The following is a 16,067-nucleotide window of genomic DNA, read 5'->3' as shown; positions in this document are numbered from 1 at the left end:
CGAGAAGCTCAGACGATGCCGCCGTTGGCGCGAAGGACCTGGCCGTTGACCCAGCGGGCCGGGCCGGCGAGGAACGAGACGACCTCGGCGATGTCGGACGGGGTGCCGAGACGTTCGAGCGGGGGCTGCGCCGCCATGCTCGCGATGGTCGCCTCGTCCTTGCCGTCGAGGAACAGCGCCGTGGCGGTCGGGCCGGGGGCGACCGCGTTCACGGTGATGTCGCGGCCGCGGAGTTCGCGGGCGAGGACCAGGGTGATCGCCTCGACCGCGCCCTTCGAGGCGGCATAGGCGGCGTATCCCGGCAGCGCGAGGCCGAGCACCGACGTGGAGAAGTTGATGATCGCGCCACCGTCGCGGACGCGGCGGGAGGCCTGCTGGTCGACCACGAAGGTGCCGCGGATGTTGGTGCGGTGCAACCGGTCCAGCCGGTCGAGGTCCAGCTCGGCCACCGGCGCGAGGTACAGGGCGCCCGCGGCGTGGACCACGACGTCGACTCCGCCGAAGGTCTTCTCCGCGGTGTCGAACACGGCCGCGACGGCCTGCTCGTCGGCGACGTCGGCCTGCGCCGCGATCGCCTGGCCTCCGCCGGCAATGATCGCGTCGACCGCGGCCTGCGCTTCGTCCTTGTTTCCGCCATATACGACGACGACCGCGAATCCGTCGGACGCCAGCCGCTCGGCGGCCTGCCTGCCGATACCCCGCGAACCGCCGGTGACGATCGCTACGCGTGCCATGGAAGTGCTCCCATCAGGTGTTTTCGGTGATAACACGATCACTGTATCAGCGATATCGAACCAGTGCTACCGCGTGGGTGTTATCGTCGATACATGACGTTGACGACGAAAGACCGGTTGATCCGCGCGGCGGCGGAGCTCTTGGAGGAGGGGGGCCGCGAGGCGCTGTCGACGCGTGCGGTCAGCGCCGCCGCCGGAGTGCAGGCGCCGACGCTCTACCGGACCTTCGGCGACAAGGACGGTCTGCTCGATGCCGTCGCCACGTACGGCTTCAAGAACTACCTGGAGGGAAAGCACGCCCTCTGGCAGACCGTCGACCCGGTGAGCGACCTCCGGCGAGGCTGGGACCTGCACGTCGAGTTCGGCCTGCGCCGGCCCGCCTTCTACATGCTCATGTACGGCGAGCCCCGCGTCCGCGAAGCGCGCCAGGAGGCCGACGCGATACTCCGCCGGATCATCGAACGCATCGCCGAGGCCGGCAGGCTGCGCGTGCCGGTCGAGCAAGCCGCGCAACTGGTGCACGCGACCGGAATGGGAGTGATCCTGTCCTTCCTCGCGAGCCCACCGGAGCAGCGCGATCCGGGCCTGTTCATCGCCGCCCGCGAACACGTGATCGCGGCGATCACCACCGACACCGCGGACCACGTTTCGGACATCCCCAGCCGCGCGATCGCGCTCAAAGCCGCCTTGGAGAAGGAACCCGGCACCGTCCTGACCCCCGCCGAACGGGCGATGCTCGCCGAATGGCTCGACCGCCTCGCACGCTGAGCTACCGGCCGACGGCCTTCGCGGCCGCGACCGCCTGCCCGGCGTAGGACCGTCCGAAAAGGACCGTGTGCACCAGGAGCGGGAACAACTGGTGTGCGCCGATCCGATCGGTCCAGCCGTCGGCGAGCGGGGAAACCTCCTGGTAGGCGGCGAGCACCCGGTCGAGCAACGGGCAGCCGAACAACTGCAGCATCGCGAGGTCGGTTTCGCGATGGCCGCCGTGGGCGGCCGGGTCGATGAGCGACGCCTCGACGGCTCCCCACAGCACGTTGCCGTTCCACAGGTCACCGTGCAGGCGCGCGGGAGGTTCCGACACTTCGGGAAGCCGTGTGCAAGCCTGCTCGATGACAGCGGCTTCGTCACCGTTCAGGGTGCCCTCGTCGACCGCGCGGCGGACATAGGGCAGGACCCGGTGCTCGGCGTACCAAGCCGGCCAGTCGTCGCCCGGCGTGTTCTCCATCGGGGCCAGGCCGATCCACGCGTCGGTCGGCCCGTCCGGCGGTGCCGCGCCGAACGCGGGCGCGCCCGACGCGTGCAACTCCGCGAGCCCCCTCCCCAACCGCTCCGCCGCGTGATGCGTCGGCCGTCCGCCGCCGACCAATTCGGTGACCAGCCATTCGCCGTCGTGGCCGCGGACCTCGGGTACTCGCACCGCACCGGGCTCCCCCAGCCACCGCAGACCCGCGGCCTCGGCCGGTGTCGCGTTCCGCGCGTGGCCCCGTTTGACGACCACCGTGTCCCCGCTGTCGAGTACCACCTCGGTCACCCCGCTCGACAGGCTCCGCTGCCCGGCGACGGCGCGTCCGGTGATCTTCGTGGCAGCCTCGGCAGGCGTCGAAACCTGAGTCATACTCGCAACCTACCTCCGCCGATCGGGTGAACGCTCGTTGTACGGAGGCGAATCCGCGTGCGTGCGCTTTCGAGAGACGAACGGCCATCACCGGGGCGGAACGAACAGCCCCGCCGGTTTCCCGACCTCGGCCGGGCTGTGTCCGGTCAATGCCCGGAACTCGCGGATGAGATGCGCCTGGTCGCTGTAGCCGCCCGAATACGCGACCTCCGCCCAGGAAAGCGACGACGCCCGGTCCAGCAGCGCCAGCACGCGATTGAGCCGGGCGATCCGGCCGACCGTGCGGGGATTCAGCCCGATCTGCTCACGGAACCGGACGTTGAGGTGCTGCCTGCTCCAGCCGATCTCGTCGGCGAGGACGTCGACGCGGACCGGCCCCGCGCAAAGCCGGTCCCACGCGTAGCGGACAGGTGCGGCCAGTTCCGGGCCGCGAGCGAGCCTCGCCGCGAGGTACTCGTCCAGCAGCCGGAATCTCTCCGGCCAGTCCGCCGCCTCGCCCAGCCGTTCGGTCAACGACCCGGCCGGCAGCAGGTCCGACGCCGCGACGACCGAGTTCGCCAGCTCCCGCAACGGGATTCCGAACAACGCGTACGAGCCGAGCGGAGTGAGGGTGACGATGATCCCGCGCGAAGCACCGGCTTGTTCGATTCGCAACGGCCGGTCCCGCAGGCCCAGCACCGGCGAAACGGGGATCTCCGGTCCTCTGACCGGCGCGTCGATGTCGATCACCCAGGTGAGCACGGACAACGGGGTGACCTGCCAGGAGTTCGCGCCCGCGTCGGGAAGGTCGTGCGCGACGTAGCTCGCCACATGGGCGGCGAGGCCGGGATGCGGCCACCGGAGAATCCGCTCACCGGGTGCGCGGACGATGTTCCGCCGCGGCACCACGAGACCCCACCCACCCATGCCGTCATCTTACTTTCGTTCAAGACCCGGAAGACGGCTTTGCCTAGCGTTCCCCTCATGGACAAAATCGGGGATTTCAGAAATCTGGCGGCCGAAAAGCGCTATTTCGCCGCCTACGACCGCGCCATGGCCGAATGCCCGGAACCGGGCGGGGTCTTCGACGTCGAAACGCGCCACGGCACCACGCGGGTCTACCGCTACGGCGACGGCGGCGGCCCGATGGCCCTGCTGCCTGGACTCCTGGCGACCTCGGCCTGCTTCGCGACGCTCATCCCGCCCTTGGCCGAACACCACACCGTCTACGCGATCGACACTCTCGGCGAAGCGGGCCGCAGCGTGCAAAAGGCGCCGTTCAAGGACATCCGGGACCGCGCGAGCGCCCTCGACGACGTCTTCGAGAAACTGGGACTGAGCGACGTACGGCTCGTCGGCGGTTCGACCGGTGGCTGGCACGCGGTCAACCAGGCGATCCACGCGCCCGGAAGACTCGCGTCCATCGCGTTGCTGGACGCGACCACCGTCTCGGCTCCCTTCACCCGGAAGGTCTTCCGGTACGGCTTGGCCGCCGCCGTATTCGACAGCGACCGGCTGTGGCGCCGCTTCGTGACGTGGTCCGCCGGTGCGGACATCCTCGACCAGCCCGCCGCCCGGCTCGTACTCGCCGGGATCCGGTGCTATCGCGCGCGGGTGCCGTTCCAGGTATGCCCGGCCGAGGAGGCCTTGCGGTCCATCGAAGTGCCGACGCTCGCCCTGTTCGGCGGGCGCAGCGTCGTCCACGATTCCGCCGCTGCCGCCGCACGGCTCGAGAGCCTGCTCCCCCATGCCGACGTCGGAATCCTGCCGGACGCCGGCCACTACCTTCATCTCCGCCCGGAGGACCGTGACCTGATCATCGAGCGGGTCCTCGACAAGGTCGCTTAGGCGGTGTCCTGTAAGCCTGCGCCCCCGAGCGTCCACAAAGGACGCTTTCGCTGACCGGAATGTTCGCTTGATGCTTGTATGTACGGTTTAGGTGGGGTCGTGAGCGGCAAGGACGGTTCTCACCCTCTTTATCACTCACGACCCCTCGGTCGCTTCGAAGAGAGGCCTTTGTGGGCACCTGTGCCGCCGACGGCGTCCCGCAAGTGATCGTGCTTCCGGAGTACGTCGCGAAAGCCACGTTCGCGACGTCTGATGTCCCGAAAGTGGCTTTCGCGACACCTGGGCGCGAAGACCGCGAACCGACTTGCAGGACAGACTCTAGGCGGCCCGCGCGCCGGAACCCCGGCGCGCGGCGGCCAGACTGGCGCGGCACGCGGCGATCAACCTGGCCGAGGCGGCGCTTTCGCCGTGGCCGCACCGAGGACAGGACATCGTGACGTCACCGGACAGTTCGTCGACGGAGACGGTCAACGCGGTCGCGCACGAACGGCACCAGCGGTGGCGCGTGACCGGGTTGACGTGCAGCGGGGAAGCCACGCACTGGTGGATCCAGCGGCCGTGCACGTGGCAGGTCAGACGGTCGTCCGGGGACAGGCGGCCGACGTCTTCGGCGTCGTCCTCCATCGCCAGCAGAACCGGCAGGGTGCGGCTCACCGGGTTCAGCCGCGTGGTCGAGGCCAGTGTCGTGGTGTTCATCGCTTTCTCCTTCCGGCTCTTATCAAGACGTCGAACAGGCGGCGCCAGATACGACACGGCCGGGCAGGCTTTTGCCGAAACCTCCCTCAGGCGGGTGAATTGATCTTGGTCGAATCCGAACCGTTACCCCATTCGGGTTAATCGCGCGTATCTTTCGGATCATGACGGCCGCACTCGTTTCACTGTCTACATCAGACAGTCACGAACCCGGCTACCTGCTGTTTCCACCAGCGGGCGGTACCAGCCGGGCGTTCGACGCGCTCGCGGGAGCGGTCGATGCGGACATCCGCGCCTACGAATATCCCGGCCACGGGGAACGACTCGCGGAATCACCGGCGTCCTCTCTCGAAGAACTCGCCACGCATTTGGCCGCCGCGACACCGAAATCCTGGTTTTCCCGCTCCGTGACCATCGGATTCGGAATGGGCGCCTTCGTCGCCTTGGAAACCGCTCAACGCCTCGGCGTCGCCCCCGGCGCACTGGTCGTCGTGGACGCGTGCGCTCCGCAGCGGCGCTCACCGGACAAGAACGCCAAGGCGGGCGCGTCGGCGATGGGGCGGGTCTTCGGCCGCACCGGGCTCACCCCCGTCGCGGGCTACCGCGACTCACCCGAAAGCTGGGAGTACGCCCTGGACCTGCTGCTCGGCGACCTCCAGCTGCTGAACGCCTACCGCGGGCCCACCAAGACCCGGCTCCCGTGCCCGATCGCGGCGATCCGCGGCGCCGACGATCCCGCGTCCGCTTCGGGCGACGACGCCACCGGCGGCTGGCGGGTGTGGACGTCCGGTGCGTTCGTGGGGCGTGTCGTACCCGGCGGGTATCTGGGCGTTCTCGAGCCCGGCAGGGAGGCCGGGTTCTGGGCCCGGATCCGCAGGCTGGAAGCGGCCTTCGTGGCCGCCGAGCCGGAAGTCGCCTAGTACCCGACTTACACCGGTGACGTCGTCCGACGGTCGCCGCGCCAGGAGCCTGCGCCCTAATTTCGTCCCGTACCAGGCGTTTCGCGGGAGGAATCAGGATGCTCAGCAGGAGAAGGTTCGCGCAGGCCGTCGTCGCCGCGACAGCAGGAGCCACCGTGGCGAGCTGTTCGGCCCAGCCCGCGGCGGCACCGGTGGCGGCGCCCGCCACGACCGGCGGGACCACCTCGTTCGGCCCGATCAAGCAGATCGACGCCGGGGAACTGAGCATCGGTTACGCCGAAGCCGGACCCGCCGGCGGTCCGGTGGTGGTCCTGCTGCACGGCTGGCCCTACGACATCCACAGCTACGTCGACGTCACCCCGCGCCTGGTCGCGGCCGGATACCGGGTGATCGTGCCGTTCCTGCGCGGCTACGGGCCGACACGGTTCCGGTCGAAGGACACGTTCCGCAACGGCCAGCAGTCCGCGATCGCCGCCGACATCGTCGCGTTGCTGGACGCCCTCAAGATCGAGAAGGCCGTCTTCGGCGGCTTCGACTGGGGCGCCCGCACGGCCGTGATCATCGCCGCGCTGTGGCCCGAACGGTGCAAGGCACTCGTCTCGGTGAGCGGCTACCTGGTGACCAACCGGGAGACGAACAAGCAGCCGCTTTCCCCGGCCGCCGAGCTCGGCTGGTGGTACCAGTATTACTACCTGATTTTCGAGCTAACATGCAGGTACGACGCCTGCGACTGGCGCTCAGCAGCCTATATCCATGCCATATCCATGTTTTACGGAGGAGACCTTGCCCCGCAAGCCACTCTCCCTCGGCACGTACGGCAACATCCGGCTCTACGGATACCGCGACGGCCGTTGGGTCCCCAAAGCCAACCTACCGGCCGGCATCCGCCTCCCCCGCTGGCGCGCCATCGCCAACTACCGTAGCCACAACGGCGTCACCGGCCCGGTCGAACGCACCGGTACCAGCGCATCGGACGCGCAAACTCGGCTACGCGATGACCTCGCAGCACTGAGCCAGACGCGAGCCCGCCTCACCACATCGTCCCGAATCAGAGATGCAGTTCCCGCCTATCGGAAGCGGATCCGTAAGGAATGTGCTCCCACGACCTGCGATCGCTACGAGTCGATCCTCGATAACCACGTCGTCCCCGGGATCGGTGGCCTGCTGTTCACTGAAGCTACAGTCACTCAACTGCAGAAATTCGATGAAGGCCTCGTGAGTAGCCGCACGAAGAATGGCAAAACGCCGAAGAAGAAACCACCGCTCGCCCCCGGCACGCGTCGGATCGTGCGTGAAGTCGTCCGCGGCTTGCTACAGCTAGGCGTCGAAGACGACGTGATCCTCCACAACCCCGTCACAAGCATGCGCAGGATCACCGGGGGCACACGTCACGCAGCGAAGTCGATGCCGATAGCTCAAATGCCGGAATTCTTCACCAAACTCGACAACGACGCCTACAGCAAACGCTCAGATTTACCCGACTTCATCCGAACTTTGTTCGGCCTAGGATCGCGAGTGGGTGAGACGCTCGCCTTGACCTGGCAGTACATCAATCTCAGCGACGAGCCGATCGAGCGGACCGCCTTCGACGAGGTACGGACGATTCCACCTCGCTCACTGTGGATCTGCGCCACGATAACCGAACCAAAGAGGCAGGGACCGACTTACGGGCCAGTAAAGACGACACGCTCGAACCGAATCGTCGGGATCCCCGACTTCCTGTATCTCGTGTTCGTGATGCGCAAGACCTCCGACGTAGACGAAACCGAGCCTGTCTTTCTCTGTAGCGGCACCAAGTACCAATGGCGACGCCCGAAGGCAATCAGCAAGGCCATCAAGCTGATGCGGAAGCGCCTGGATATCCCGGACTTCCTGTCGCACAGCGGACGGAAAACCGCCGCCACCGTCCTATACCGCGCGCATCACAGCTCCCATGACGTGGCCGACCAGTTTGGTCACGTCGACGGCGACTTCACACGAACTCATTACGTCGACCCCGGCGTAGCGAACCCAGAAACGGCGCGCACACTCGATCGAGCCTACAGCAGCACGAGGTGAAGTAGCACAAGGATCAGCTACGAACGTCGCCCCGCACACACGAACCTAACACTCCCTGTGTCATGTCTGCTGTATCTAGTGGATCAAGTTCGACATGATCCCCAACGCCGAACACTGGCGGGTCTCCGTGCACGAGGCGCAGGAACTCCAGCACGCGATCATGGGCTACCTGACCGGCTACGCCACTCCGCGGATCGTCTGCGACGTGCCTTATGTCGGGAAGCGGTGGGTGCACCAGCTCGCCGAATACGACCGTGAGCTCGGCATCTCCTACTGGACGAAAAACTACCTGACCAGCGTAGACAGGGAAAACGTCGCCAACGCCGACGAGGCGCTGCGGCAGCGCTACCCCTACTACGACCCGATCTCCACCCTCCCCGAGGCCGGCCAGCGCTGGTGGCGCGACCAGTCCCGGACGTTCTGACCGGCAGGCTCGTCGGGCAGGTCCCGGAGGGGGCGTTCAGTCTCATGTGGGAGCTTTGAGCGCCCCCTCTGCCGTACCGACTGTTTGTGCTGGTCAGAACCGGTTACTACCGGTTGCGACCGGACCTCAAAAGGCCCAGAAAAGGCCCATGAGTTCCACAGTGGACAGTGTGGTGCCCCGGAGGTCAAACCTAGAGTGCGTGATCCCGCACAGGAGCACCATTACTGCCGGGGCGCCTGATCGGGTACACGTCGCGGGCCGGACCGGATACCTCTTGAGCGCCGGGTGCGGCGCTGGCAGCGTTGGGACGAACGGCGAAGATGATTGCGCTCCAGCGACTGGAGGGGGCCTTACGTGGACAGTGAAGCCATCAGGGCATTGAACAACCTCGTGGAGGACTTGAAAGCCGCAGGATGGAGGGAGCAAAGGCGGGGTTGGCGGGACTCCAGCGACACCCGCATGTTCAAGGGGCCGACACGTCCGGAAGAGGTGGTTGTGGTGTCCGTGAATCCTCCAGATGTCCGGACGGTTGACTTTTGGCGCGCGGTCGCAAAGCAGCATGGGGCTGACATCTAGTTCTGTATACGGCGGGCCACCGCTTGGCCCGCACGGTCACCGCCGCGCGGGAGCCACTCGACCGGCTCCTTGCTGCCGGCGGCATTTCTCCGGAGCCGACGCGTCCGCTGTAAGGGAGCCATGACTGATCGCTGGATTTATTGCTACAACACTTGGGGCTCTAACAGAGGTCACAGCGAACACATGAACGAGATGGCAGCCAAGGGTTGGGAACTGGTCAGCGCCAACGCGGCCTACGACGGGAGATTCGTCTGCCACCACTTCTATTGGAGAAAGCGCGCTTGATCCAGGTTGGGGCGGTGGGGAGGGCGACGTGGGCGGCCCTCCGCTAGCGGATCTCCGAGGTAGCCTCCCGCCGAACAATGGGAGGGTCGCGGGACAGATCAGGAAGCGACTCCCGTCGGCCCCGCCTCGCCCCCCTCCGGGCGCAGCTGATCCGCAGACACGTGTTCTTCCGGGGCGCGCAGGCAGGGACAGCCGTTGCTCGCCTACTAGCCTTGCCGCATGAGCGATGCCGAGCCCGATTCCCAGACGGTTGACCAGTTCGTCGTCTACGGCGCGTACGGCGAGATCATGCACCAGTTCCAGATCCTCGAGCTGCCCCTGTGGGGATTCCTCGCGCGCAATCTCAAGAGTGGCATCACCTTTGACCAGGGCACGGCCAAGGTTGAGCGATGGGACGCCACCACCTTCGGCAAGCTATGGCGGGGACTCCGCACCCAGGACCACTGGCCGGCGGGCCTGGTCGCCGAGCTCGATCAGGCAGTCAAGGCCCGTAACTACCTCGCTCATCACTTCCTGCGGGAGTACTTCCTTGTCGTCTCCTCTGACGAGCACCGCGAGGACGCACTCACCCAGCTGGCGCGAATAGGCAAACGGCTCGACGCTGTCTTGACGCGACTCGGCGAACACGGTGGCGCGCTGGGTCTGCCCGATGACGACGAGCTGGACGAGCAGACTCGTCAGAAGATCGAGGCATTGCGGCCCACGAGCTGGCTCACGGCATTCTCCGATTAAGGCAGCCGTCGGGCCCGCCCAACGGACAGTGCGGCCATCTCGGTCTTGCATCACCTGCAGCTGCTGGCGTTGGCATACCCTCCGGACGCCCTGACCGAAGCAGGTCTTGACCCGCGTGGATGGCCTGGACTGTCGTCCTTCTCCGCTGCCCGGTCGCTGTTGGAAGCTGCGGGCTTGGTGAGCTGGTCGTTGACGCCAGACAATACTGAGCGGCTTCGCCGCTGTGCTCAGTTCCAGCTTTGGTCGGCGAACGAAGGGCAGCAAGAGCGACCTCGGACCGGCCCCGGGCGGCCCCGGTTCGGTGGACGAAGTCCGCAAGACCATCGAAGCCGCGGGCTTCGATGTACAGGGGTTCGGCCGCCACAACGACCTCGGCGTGGTCCTGGACGGCCAGGTGAAGACCTTCTACACCGCGAGCGCGATCTCCAAAAGCCTCGGCGATCCCGGTCGGCGGCTCTACCGGTGGTGGAGCGGATCGCGCACCACGCCTCCTGGGCGGTCTCCCCGTGGAGGACGCTGAGCCTGCGCGACGACAGCACCGGGATGTACCTCTCGACCCTGAACTTCGAGGACAAACACCTTGAGCTCGCCGCCGAGGTGGCCGCCGTCGTCCTCATCGCCGGGCGGTCGCTGGGCGATTTCCACGGAAAGGAGCTGCGAACGTTCGAGTCGACCTGCCAGCAGGTGGAAACCGTGCTGCGTCAGGCGATTCCGGACGTTCGGCGGACACTCGGTCGTCCCGGCAGCGACCCCACACTGCACTGACCAGCAGACCGTTCTGCTCGCGGGCCGCTGAGCCGGGTCGATGGGCAGCCGGACGCTCACGGGGGGGCGGGTGCTGGGTGGCGGCGCTGGTTCAGTACCGCCACCCAGCCGGGTACCCACCCAGCCCAAGCGAGTCTCGGGCGCGCGGATCATCGCATCCAGCACCGACAATCCATGCAGGGCCTCGCCGGCATGCTCCGGCAGAGGTCCCACGCGACACCGTCATCATCGACCCTATGCGGCCCCTGCTCATTTAGTCGCGCCCAGGAACGCCACGGCCAACTCGCATCGGCCCTCGAGCACGAACTTCGTACGCACGGCAGAACGCTCCGGTACTCGACAGGGCATCCACGCCGCGATCGGCCATGTCTTTGAACCTCAAGGTGCACTTCGGTTCCTGCAGCTGACAGCAGTTCTGACTTCAGGGACGGCAGGATCCCGCACGCATCGGCCCACGGCAGGCTCGCCCAGCTCCACGTGGCCGTAGCGACAGGTCTCCTGCTGTTCCGGGACGAGCGACAGGTAAGGCGTCGAGGTTCCCGCTCGGCTTCAGGGTCGAGAGCGTGAGCGGCCCGGTTTGTGGCGGTTGCCTCCGTGGCAGGGTGAGCCGCCGCGTCGATGCTGGGTGTTGGTTTTGCTCGGGCTGGATGCGATGCCGCAGAACAGACAGCGGGAGAGCCAAGGGGCCTTGGTGTGGGTATAGGCAGTCAATGGTTCCCACCCTCCTCTACGCATGGTCGAGACAGCTGCTCGGTGCGGGGTCCGGTATCGGACGGCCAGCCGCCGCTTCTCACACGTGCCGCACCCCGCGCGGTCACCGAAGACGTTGGCGGGCAACGGCGCCGAGACAGATCCGCAGATCAGGCAGCGGGACCGCCACGGACGCGTGGTCCCGCTGTAGCGGTCGAGGACTTCGAGCGCGCGCGCAAGCATCCGCACCGCAGCAGAACCGTACTCCAGCCGGGTCCGTAACCCGAACCTGGTCATAGAGCAAGGTTTACAGCCGCTCTCCCCGCGACCAACGTTCGCCAGACGCGGACTGACCGACCGGCCACAGGTCAAACAGCGACTCAACCAAGGCTGATGCGTCGAACGCGGGCGGGGACCTGTCGGCTCCACCCCGCCCGAGCGGATCAAGGCTGCCGCGTGCGCGGCTGGCAAGCGAGTGGCGTCAATCCGCTCAGACCGGCGGCAGGACGGGCAGCCTGGCCTGCCCTCACGGAGGTGGGCCAAGTGACGGGAGTGGGATTTCCCGCACACCAGGCACCGCATAGGCCACGGCTTGCCGCTGCCTCCAGGGTACGGCAGCTGTGGCCAGGCCCCGGCACGCAGAGCTTCGAGCCAGGCTCTCATCTCGCGGGTGCGGCGACGCCGGGCCAGAGTCTCGCGCAGCGGCTGAGGAATCTCCTGTTCGACTTGACGGGCGAACGTAGTCACCAAATCCCAGGCGGTGGATACCGGACACAGCCGCAGCTCGAACGTCTCAGTCTCTCCGCCCTGGGGCATCGTGCCAGGTGGCCGGGACGGTGGCACGTTCAACTTCTCGCGCAAGGTCGCCCGGACGAGGTCCTCCACGCGTTTGGCGTGACTTCCTTGCTCGAACTGCCGTGACCCGTACAGCCGCCAGCCCAGCTTCTCGTGGCGATCGACCCGGCGACCGCTGGAGTTCTCCAGGCCGCCGATACCGAACTTGCCTTCACCGAATTCGTCGTGGACCACGATGTAGACCTCGGCGGGCGCTCCGGGGTCGAAGCCGTACTCGGCGCAGTGCGCACAGGTCCCGACGCCCTGTTTGAGGTGTGACAGGAGTTTCGGCGCGGCGACCCCGCATATGAGGCACCGCATGCTCCAGCCCCGGAGGGTGCGGCCGTGCCATGGTTCGAGGGGCAGTTGGGCGCGCATCAGCGCGCGAGCGACGGCGACATCGGCGGGAAGCTGCCTGTAGCGACGGCTACGATCGCGACCGCTGCTGGCGGTTCGGCAGTGCCCGCAGCCGTCGAGGTGGTCTCGCACCGTGTGCGCCTGCTTGGTCAGTGCACGCCCACAGGTCAGGCATCGCAGGATCCACGGATTGCCTGGCCGGTAAGCATGTAAGGGCTCGGCCAGTGCAGCGAGAGCGCGGGCCCGCGCGACCCGAGGGTTCAGGGCTAGCTTGTCTGCCGTCGTAGCGCGTCCGCATCGGTTACAAGCCCTGCCTCGCTTGGCCGCGTTGGCCACCGTGGGCTCGCCGAAGTGGCCGGCGAACATGCATCGCGAAGGCCATCGCGCCGTGACCAGGCCGGGATCGGGAACGGTGGGGATCTGGCCGGACGCGAGCATCCTGGCCGTCCGGGCGGTAGGGGTGCTGCGGCGCTGTTGTCCTCGGCGCAGCCCGGCGCATCGTGTGCAGCCGCCTCGCCCGTATCGGGGTCGGGCAGGTTTACCGCAGGTTAGGCATCGCGCGGGCCAGGCATGCTGTGTGCCGAGGTAGTCGGTGATCGGTTCCAGGGCTCGTGTTCTGGCGTCGGCCCAGGCGCGGGCCGGGGGCAGTGCGGCGGGGCTCACGTCTCTTCTCGGGCGACCTCGGTGTTCATCCGGCCTGTGGCTGTCTGCATCCACGCGACGATGTGCCCGGAGTCTTCGCCGTCCGGGCCGCCTTGTTTCCAGGACTCGAACGCCTGCCGCGCGTCGTCGTCCCGATCCGCCAGTGTGTGCACGAGCGCGGCGAGGGTGAGGTTCTTCTCGGGATCACCACCTCGGTAGTCCGCCATGTCGCCCAACGCCTGCCAAAGCTCCTCATCAGAGCTGGCCACCAGGGTGCCGGTGATGCGATTCCAGGCGTCTTCGGGTTGCTCGGTGACCTGCTTGGACACGCGGTTATTCCCTTCGCGAAGATGTAGAACATGACCTTATCGCACTACCGCCGAGCAACAATTTGCGGGCCAGGAAGTCACGGTGTATCCAGGTTTATCTCCTGGCAGTCTTTGACTTGGAGGCGACGGAGCCATCCCGGTTCGGCGACCCGCAGTCACGAGAGTGAGGTGACGCGGCCAGATTTCCGCCGCTAATGCCCATCGGCAGTGGTCAGGCGAGGGTGTGTGTGGACAGTCGAGAGGAAGGACTGCGCTATTCGGGACCCGGCTTCGATACGACGCGTGCGCGGCTGCCTTAACCCGGACTCGCAACATGAAGGCCAACTGCGAACCGTGAGCTCCGCCTTCCTGGGTGACCGACACGTGCTGGTTCACAGCTGACATGATCACCCGCTCGCGCGATAAAGGCTCGTCGTTCAGTCGCCGCGCTCGGCAAGCCGCTCCAGCACCCGCGGAGCGAGTTCAGCGGGGCTGAGCCGATACAGGTGCCAGCGATCGCGCGAGCCCGGCTTGAGAGAGGCGTTGAACCGCAGTCGCCCTCGGCTGTTGGGCGCGCCGGCCTGTGCAGCAAAGTCTTCGCTCGGCACCAGCCACGCTGTCATCAAGCGCGCCTCGGTGATGTCCACCGCGACGAACAGCAGGTCCAGATCGGGACGCGGCAGGAACGTCTGCGAGCGGACGAACGCCACGAATGCCCCTGCCTGGACCCGTTTGCTGTCCGACATCCGGGACTTGACCTGCACAGCCAGCGTGGCAGAGCTGCCGCGCCGATTGAACACTAGATCGACGCCTTCATCGTCCACCAGCGACGTGGCCGCGTTCAGTTCACCGCGGGACGCGAGAATGCACGCCGACGCCACCAGGTACTCCACGGCCTTCCCCATCCGTCCTGCCGACGGGGACTTGTCCCGGTAGTCCTCCTCGGACTCGTCGGCATCCGCGGCCTGTGTGGCCGGCTCGCTCACGTCGCCTCCCCGGCTATGACTGCCCACCTGCCGCGCCACTGCTCGACGTCGGCGGTGCGCACGCTGTGGTGCTTGCTGTCCGGGTTACGGGGCCGGGAGCCGACCCGGTTCATGAACGCCGCATAGCGTTGCTCGACGTCCGCGCGGAACCACTCCGCGGGCATCACGTAGAACTCCGGTAGCTCGGGAATGAAGTCCACCAGCACCAGTACTTCGGTGTCGTCCAGCAGCGGCCGGGTGGCGTCGGAGACCTGCCACTCCCCTGTCCGCCGCGCGGTCACCTGCGCGAGTTTCCCGTCCAGTCGCAGCCGGTAACGACGAGCTTCGGAGATCACCTCGGCAGGACGCCGGGTACGGACGATCGCTTCAGCCACCGCGAGATGGGCGGCGACCGCGTGGACCTGGTCGTTGTTCAATGTGGAGAGATCCACTGATGCTCCTCTGCCGCGCCAGGACGGTCGTAGCAACCCTGCCGTTCCTGTCGGTAAGCGACGCGGGCTGTGTGGATAAGTCGCCGGGCAAGGCGAGTTCGTTCCACACCGCAGATAACGATCAGCCGCGGCCGCCGAGTTCAAAGCCCGCCGCGGCACCGTCGCCGTCCTGTTCGACCAGCACCTCGACGACATGCGCTTCCTGCGAAGGCCTGCCACAGGATGCCATCGCCAACGGCGGCGTTCCCCACCTCATCTAACCCCGCCGACCCGGCGGCGGTCAGATGACGCCGGCGGCCAGTCGGCGAAGTCGTCACACCCGATGTTCTCGGCCGGCGGCAGGGTATCCCGCAGTGCCTCCGTGACCGCGCGTGCCCGCATGATGCGAGGCTACTCGTCAGAACTGCCAGTCCCTGGAGGTAGACAGTGGAGCTTCCCGGCCCCGATCACGAAAGGATGCGGGCGGGCACTCAGCTGGAGACGGCACTGGTTGTCGCCGCAGCGCCCGGCGGCGATGCCGGCGCAGCAATCGACATCGCCGATCAGATGGTGAACCGTGGGCTCGTGACGACTGGGCGCGGACAACTGGTGGCATCGACCTTAATGGAGCTGTCCCAGCAGCAGATCACGACAACGGGTTCGACTACTGATCCATATGCGAAGTTGGCACATCGCCTCGTCGCCATCGGCGCGTGCACGCAGGCCGAACTCGAGACCGCTTTCATGGCGCGCGTGCTGGTCATGGGCGTGGACCAAGGCTGGCTGGAAGCGGCCTTGTATGACCGGCTGGAAGCCGCAGGGGGCAACGATCCGTCGGTTCCGGGCGCTGTTCGCACGAATCGAACGCCGGTGAACGCTGAACCGTCAGTCCTGGCTTAGGCTCGTCATCCACTACGGATCCGTCCTCAAACGACGCCCGCACACCGACCACGGCGAGGCCAGCGTCCTCGCAGCCTGGGGCCATTGGCGCATCGCCGAAATCCCACCCTGTTCTCCGCCGTGATCACCGAGGAACAGCCCAGCCTCTCGCTCAGGTCGATGCGCAGTCGCCGACGGCGGCGCGCTCCTCCACCATCGGCGGGCTTCCTGCACGATCGTCTCGCCGCGACCAGCCACGCCTGGGCACACGTCGAACTCGCCCATGCGCTCTAGCGCCTCAGCGGCGACCACAGCGACACTCTGCCTGC

The 16,067-nt window shown here is 67.0% G+C and carries 18 protein-coding genes and 1 pseudogene; 12 read left to right on the top strand and 7 right to left on the bottom strand.

The annotated features are described in order from the left end of the window. Positions 1-8: 8 nt before the first annotated feature. Positions 9-734, bottom strand: a complete 726-nt coding sequence (locus DMH01_RS15645) for an SDR family oxidoreductase (protein WP_125677391.1) — start codon at positions 732-734, stop codon at positions 9-11. Between the two features lie 93 nt (positions 735-827). Between DMH01_RS15645 and DMH01_RS15640 the strand changes: the two genes are divergently transcribed. Further along, positions 828-1,502: a TetR/AcrR family transcriptional regulator gene (locus tag DMH01_RS15640; protein ID WP_125677389.1), complete on the top strand. Its 675-nt coding sequence runs from the start codon at positions 828-830 to the stop codon at positions 1,500-1,502. Between the two features lies 1 nt (position 1,503). Here DMH01_RS15640 and DMH01_RS15635 read toward each other — a convergent pair whose 3' ends face one another. Beyond that, positions 1,504-2,352, bottom strand: a complete 849-nt coding sequence (locus DMH01_RS15635) for a fructosamine kinase family protein (RefSeq protein ID WP_125677387.1) — start codon at positions 2,350-2,352, stop codon at positions 1,504-1,506. A gap of 87 nt (positions 2,353-2,439) precedes the next feature. Then, the gene (locus DMH01_RS15630; RefSeq protein ID WP_125677385.1) at positions 2,440-3,258 is read right to left on the bottom strand and encodes an AraC family transcriptional regulator; all 819 of its coding nucleotides are present in this window, start codon (positions 3,256-3,258) and stop codon (positions 2,440-2,442) included. Positions 3,259-3,315: 57 nt separating this feature from the next. Between DMH01_RS15630 and DMH01_RS15625 the strand changes: the two genes are divergently transcribed. Then, on the top strand, positions 3,316-4,179 hold the full coding sequence (locus DMH01_RS15625) for an alpha/beta fold hydrolase (protein WP_125677383.1): 864 nt from the start codon (positions 3,316-3,318) through the stop codon (positions 4,177-4,179). Between the two features lie 318 nt (positions 4,180-4,497). Here DMH01_RS15625 and DMH01_RS15620 read toward each other — a convergent pair whose 3' ends face one another. Beyond that, positions 4,498-4,875 carry a hypothetical protein gene (locus tag DMH01_RS15620; protein WP_125677381.1) on the bottom strand — a complete coding sequence of 126 codons (378 nt, stop codon included), beginning with the start codon at positions 4,873-4,875 and terminating at the stop codon, positions 4,498-4,500. Between the two features lie 161 nt (positions 4,876-5,036). Here DMH01_RS15620 and DMH01_RS15615 point away from each other — a divergent pair, with 161 nt between their 5' ends. The 8 genes and pseudogenes from DMH01_RS15615 (at position 5,037) to DMH01_RS42720 (ending at position 12,435) form a co-directional block, all read left to right on the top strand. Beyond that, entirely contained in the window at positions 5,037-5,792 is a 756-nt protein-coding gene (locus DMH01_RS15615; RefSeq protein WP_125677379.1) for a thioesterase II family protein, read from the top strand. 98 nt (positions 5,793-5,890) lie between these two features. Then, positions 5,891-6,715, top strand: coding sequence for an alpha/beta fold hydrolase (locus DMH01_RS15610; RefSeq protein ID WP_233621537.1), 825 nt, complete (start codon positions 5,891-5,893; stop codon positions 6,713-6,715). 439 nt (positions 6,716-7,154) lie between these two features. Then, complete coding sequence (locus DMH01_RS43320; protein WP_370323469.1) at positions 7,155-7,850, top strand: tyrosine-type recombinase/integrase; 696 nt, start codon at positions 7,155-7,157, stop codon at positions 7,848-7,850. A 91-nt stretch (positions 7,851-7,941) separates the two neighbouring features. Next, positions 7,942-8,274, top strand: a pseudogene (locus DMH01_RS15600) (lysine 2,3-aminomutase); the annotation flags it as partial. A 1,080-nt stretch (positions 8,275-9,354) separates the two neighbouring features. Beyond that, the gene (locus DMH01_RS15595; protein ID WP_233621536.1) at positions 9,355-9,867 is read left to right on the top strand and encodes a hypothetical protein; all 513 of its coding nucleotides are present in this window, start codon (positions 9,355-9,357) and stop codon (positions 9,865-9,867) included. A 301-nt stretch (positions 9,868-10,168) separates the two neighbouring features. Next, a complete protein-coding gene (locus tag DMH01_RS42725; RefSeq protein ID WP_158633233.1) occupies positions 10,169-10,387 on the top strand; it encodes a hypothetical protein in 219 nt (72 codons plus the stop codon). Then, positions 10,330-10,632, top strand: a complete 303-nt coding sequence (locus DMH01_RS15590) for a hypothetical protein (protein WP_125677373.1) — start codon at positions 10,330-10,332, stop codon at positions 10,630-10,632. The genes DMH01_RS42725 and DMH01_RS15590 overlap by 58 nt, the downstream gene beginning before the upstream one ends. Before the next feature lie 1,638 nt (positions 10,633-12,270). Continuing rightward, on the top strand, positions 12,271-12,435 hold the full coding sequence (locus tag DMH01_RS42720; protein WP_158633232.1) for a hypothetical protein: 165 nt from the start codon (positions 12,271-12,273) through the stop codon (positions 12,433-12,435). Positions 12,436-13,172: 737 nt separating this feature from the next. On the opposite strand, the gene DMH01_RS15585 is transcribed toward DMH01_RS42720, so the two are convergent. The 3 genes from DMH01_RS15585 to DMH01_RS15575 form a co-directional block, all read right to left on the bottom strand. Beyond that, positions 13,173-13,484 (bottom strand): hypothetical protein, encoded by a 312-nt coding sequence (locus DMH01_RS15585; protein ID WP_125677371.1) that lies wholly within the window; start codon positions 13,482-13,484, stop codon positions 13,173-13,175. A 416-nt stretch (positions 13,485-13,900) separates the two neighbouring features. Next, complete coding sequence (locus DMH01_RS15580; protein WP_199745508.1) at positions 13,901-14,449, bottom strand: hypothetical protein; 549 nt, start codon at positions 14,447-14,449, stop codon at positions 13,901-13,903. Further along, on the bottom strand, positions 14,446-14,880 hold the full coding sequence (locus tag DMH01_RS15575; RefSeq protein ID WP_125677369.1) for a hypothetical protein: 435 nt from the start codon (positions 14,878-14,880) through the stop codon (positions 14,446-14,448). The genes DMH01_RS15580 and DMH01_RS15575 overlap by 4 nt, the downstream gene beginning before the upstream one ends. A gap of 426 nt (positions 14,881-15,306) precedes the next feature. On the opposite strand from DMH01_RS15575, the gene DMH01_RS15570 reads away from it, so the two are divergent. Beyond that, positions 15,307-15,759 carry a hypothetical protein gene (locus DMH01_RS15570; protein WP_125677367.1) on the top strand — a complete coding sequence of 151 codons (453 nt, stop codon included), beginning with the start codon at positions 15,307-15,309 and terminating at the stop codon, positions 15,757-15,759. Between the two features lie 84 nt (positions 15,760-15,843). Next, entirely contained in the window at positions 15,844-16,032 is a 189-nt protein-coding gene (locus DMH01_RS15565; protein ID WP_125677365.1) for a hypothetical protein, read from the top strand. Positions 16,033-16,067: the final 35 nt, after the last annotated feature.

It is taken from the genome of Amycolatopsis sp. WAC 04182, assembly GCF_003947465.1.
Taxonomy (GTDB): domain Bacteria; phylum Actinomycetota; class Actinomycetes; order Mycobacteriales; family Pseudonocardiaceae; genus Amycolatopsis.
Note: the sequence above shows the minus strand (reverse complement) of the source record. Positions and strands in the feature narration are given on the sequence as shown.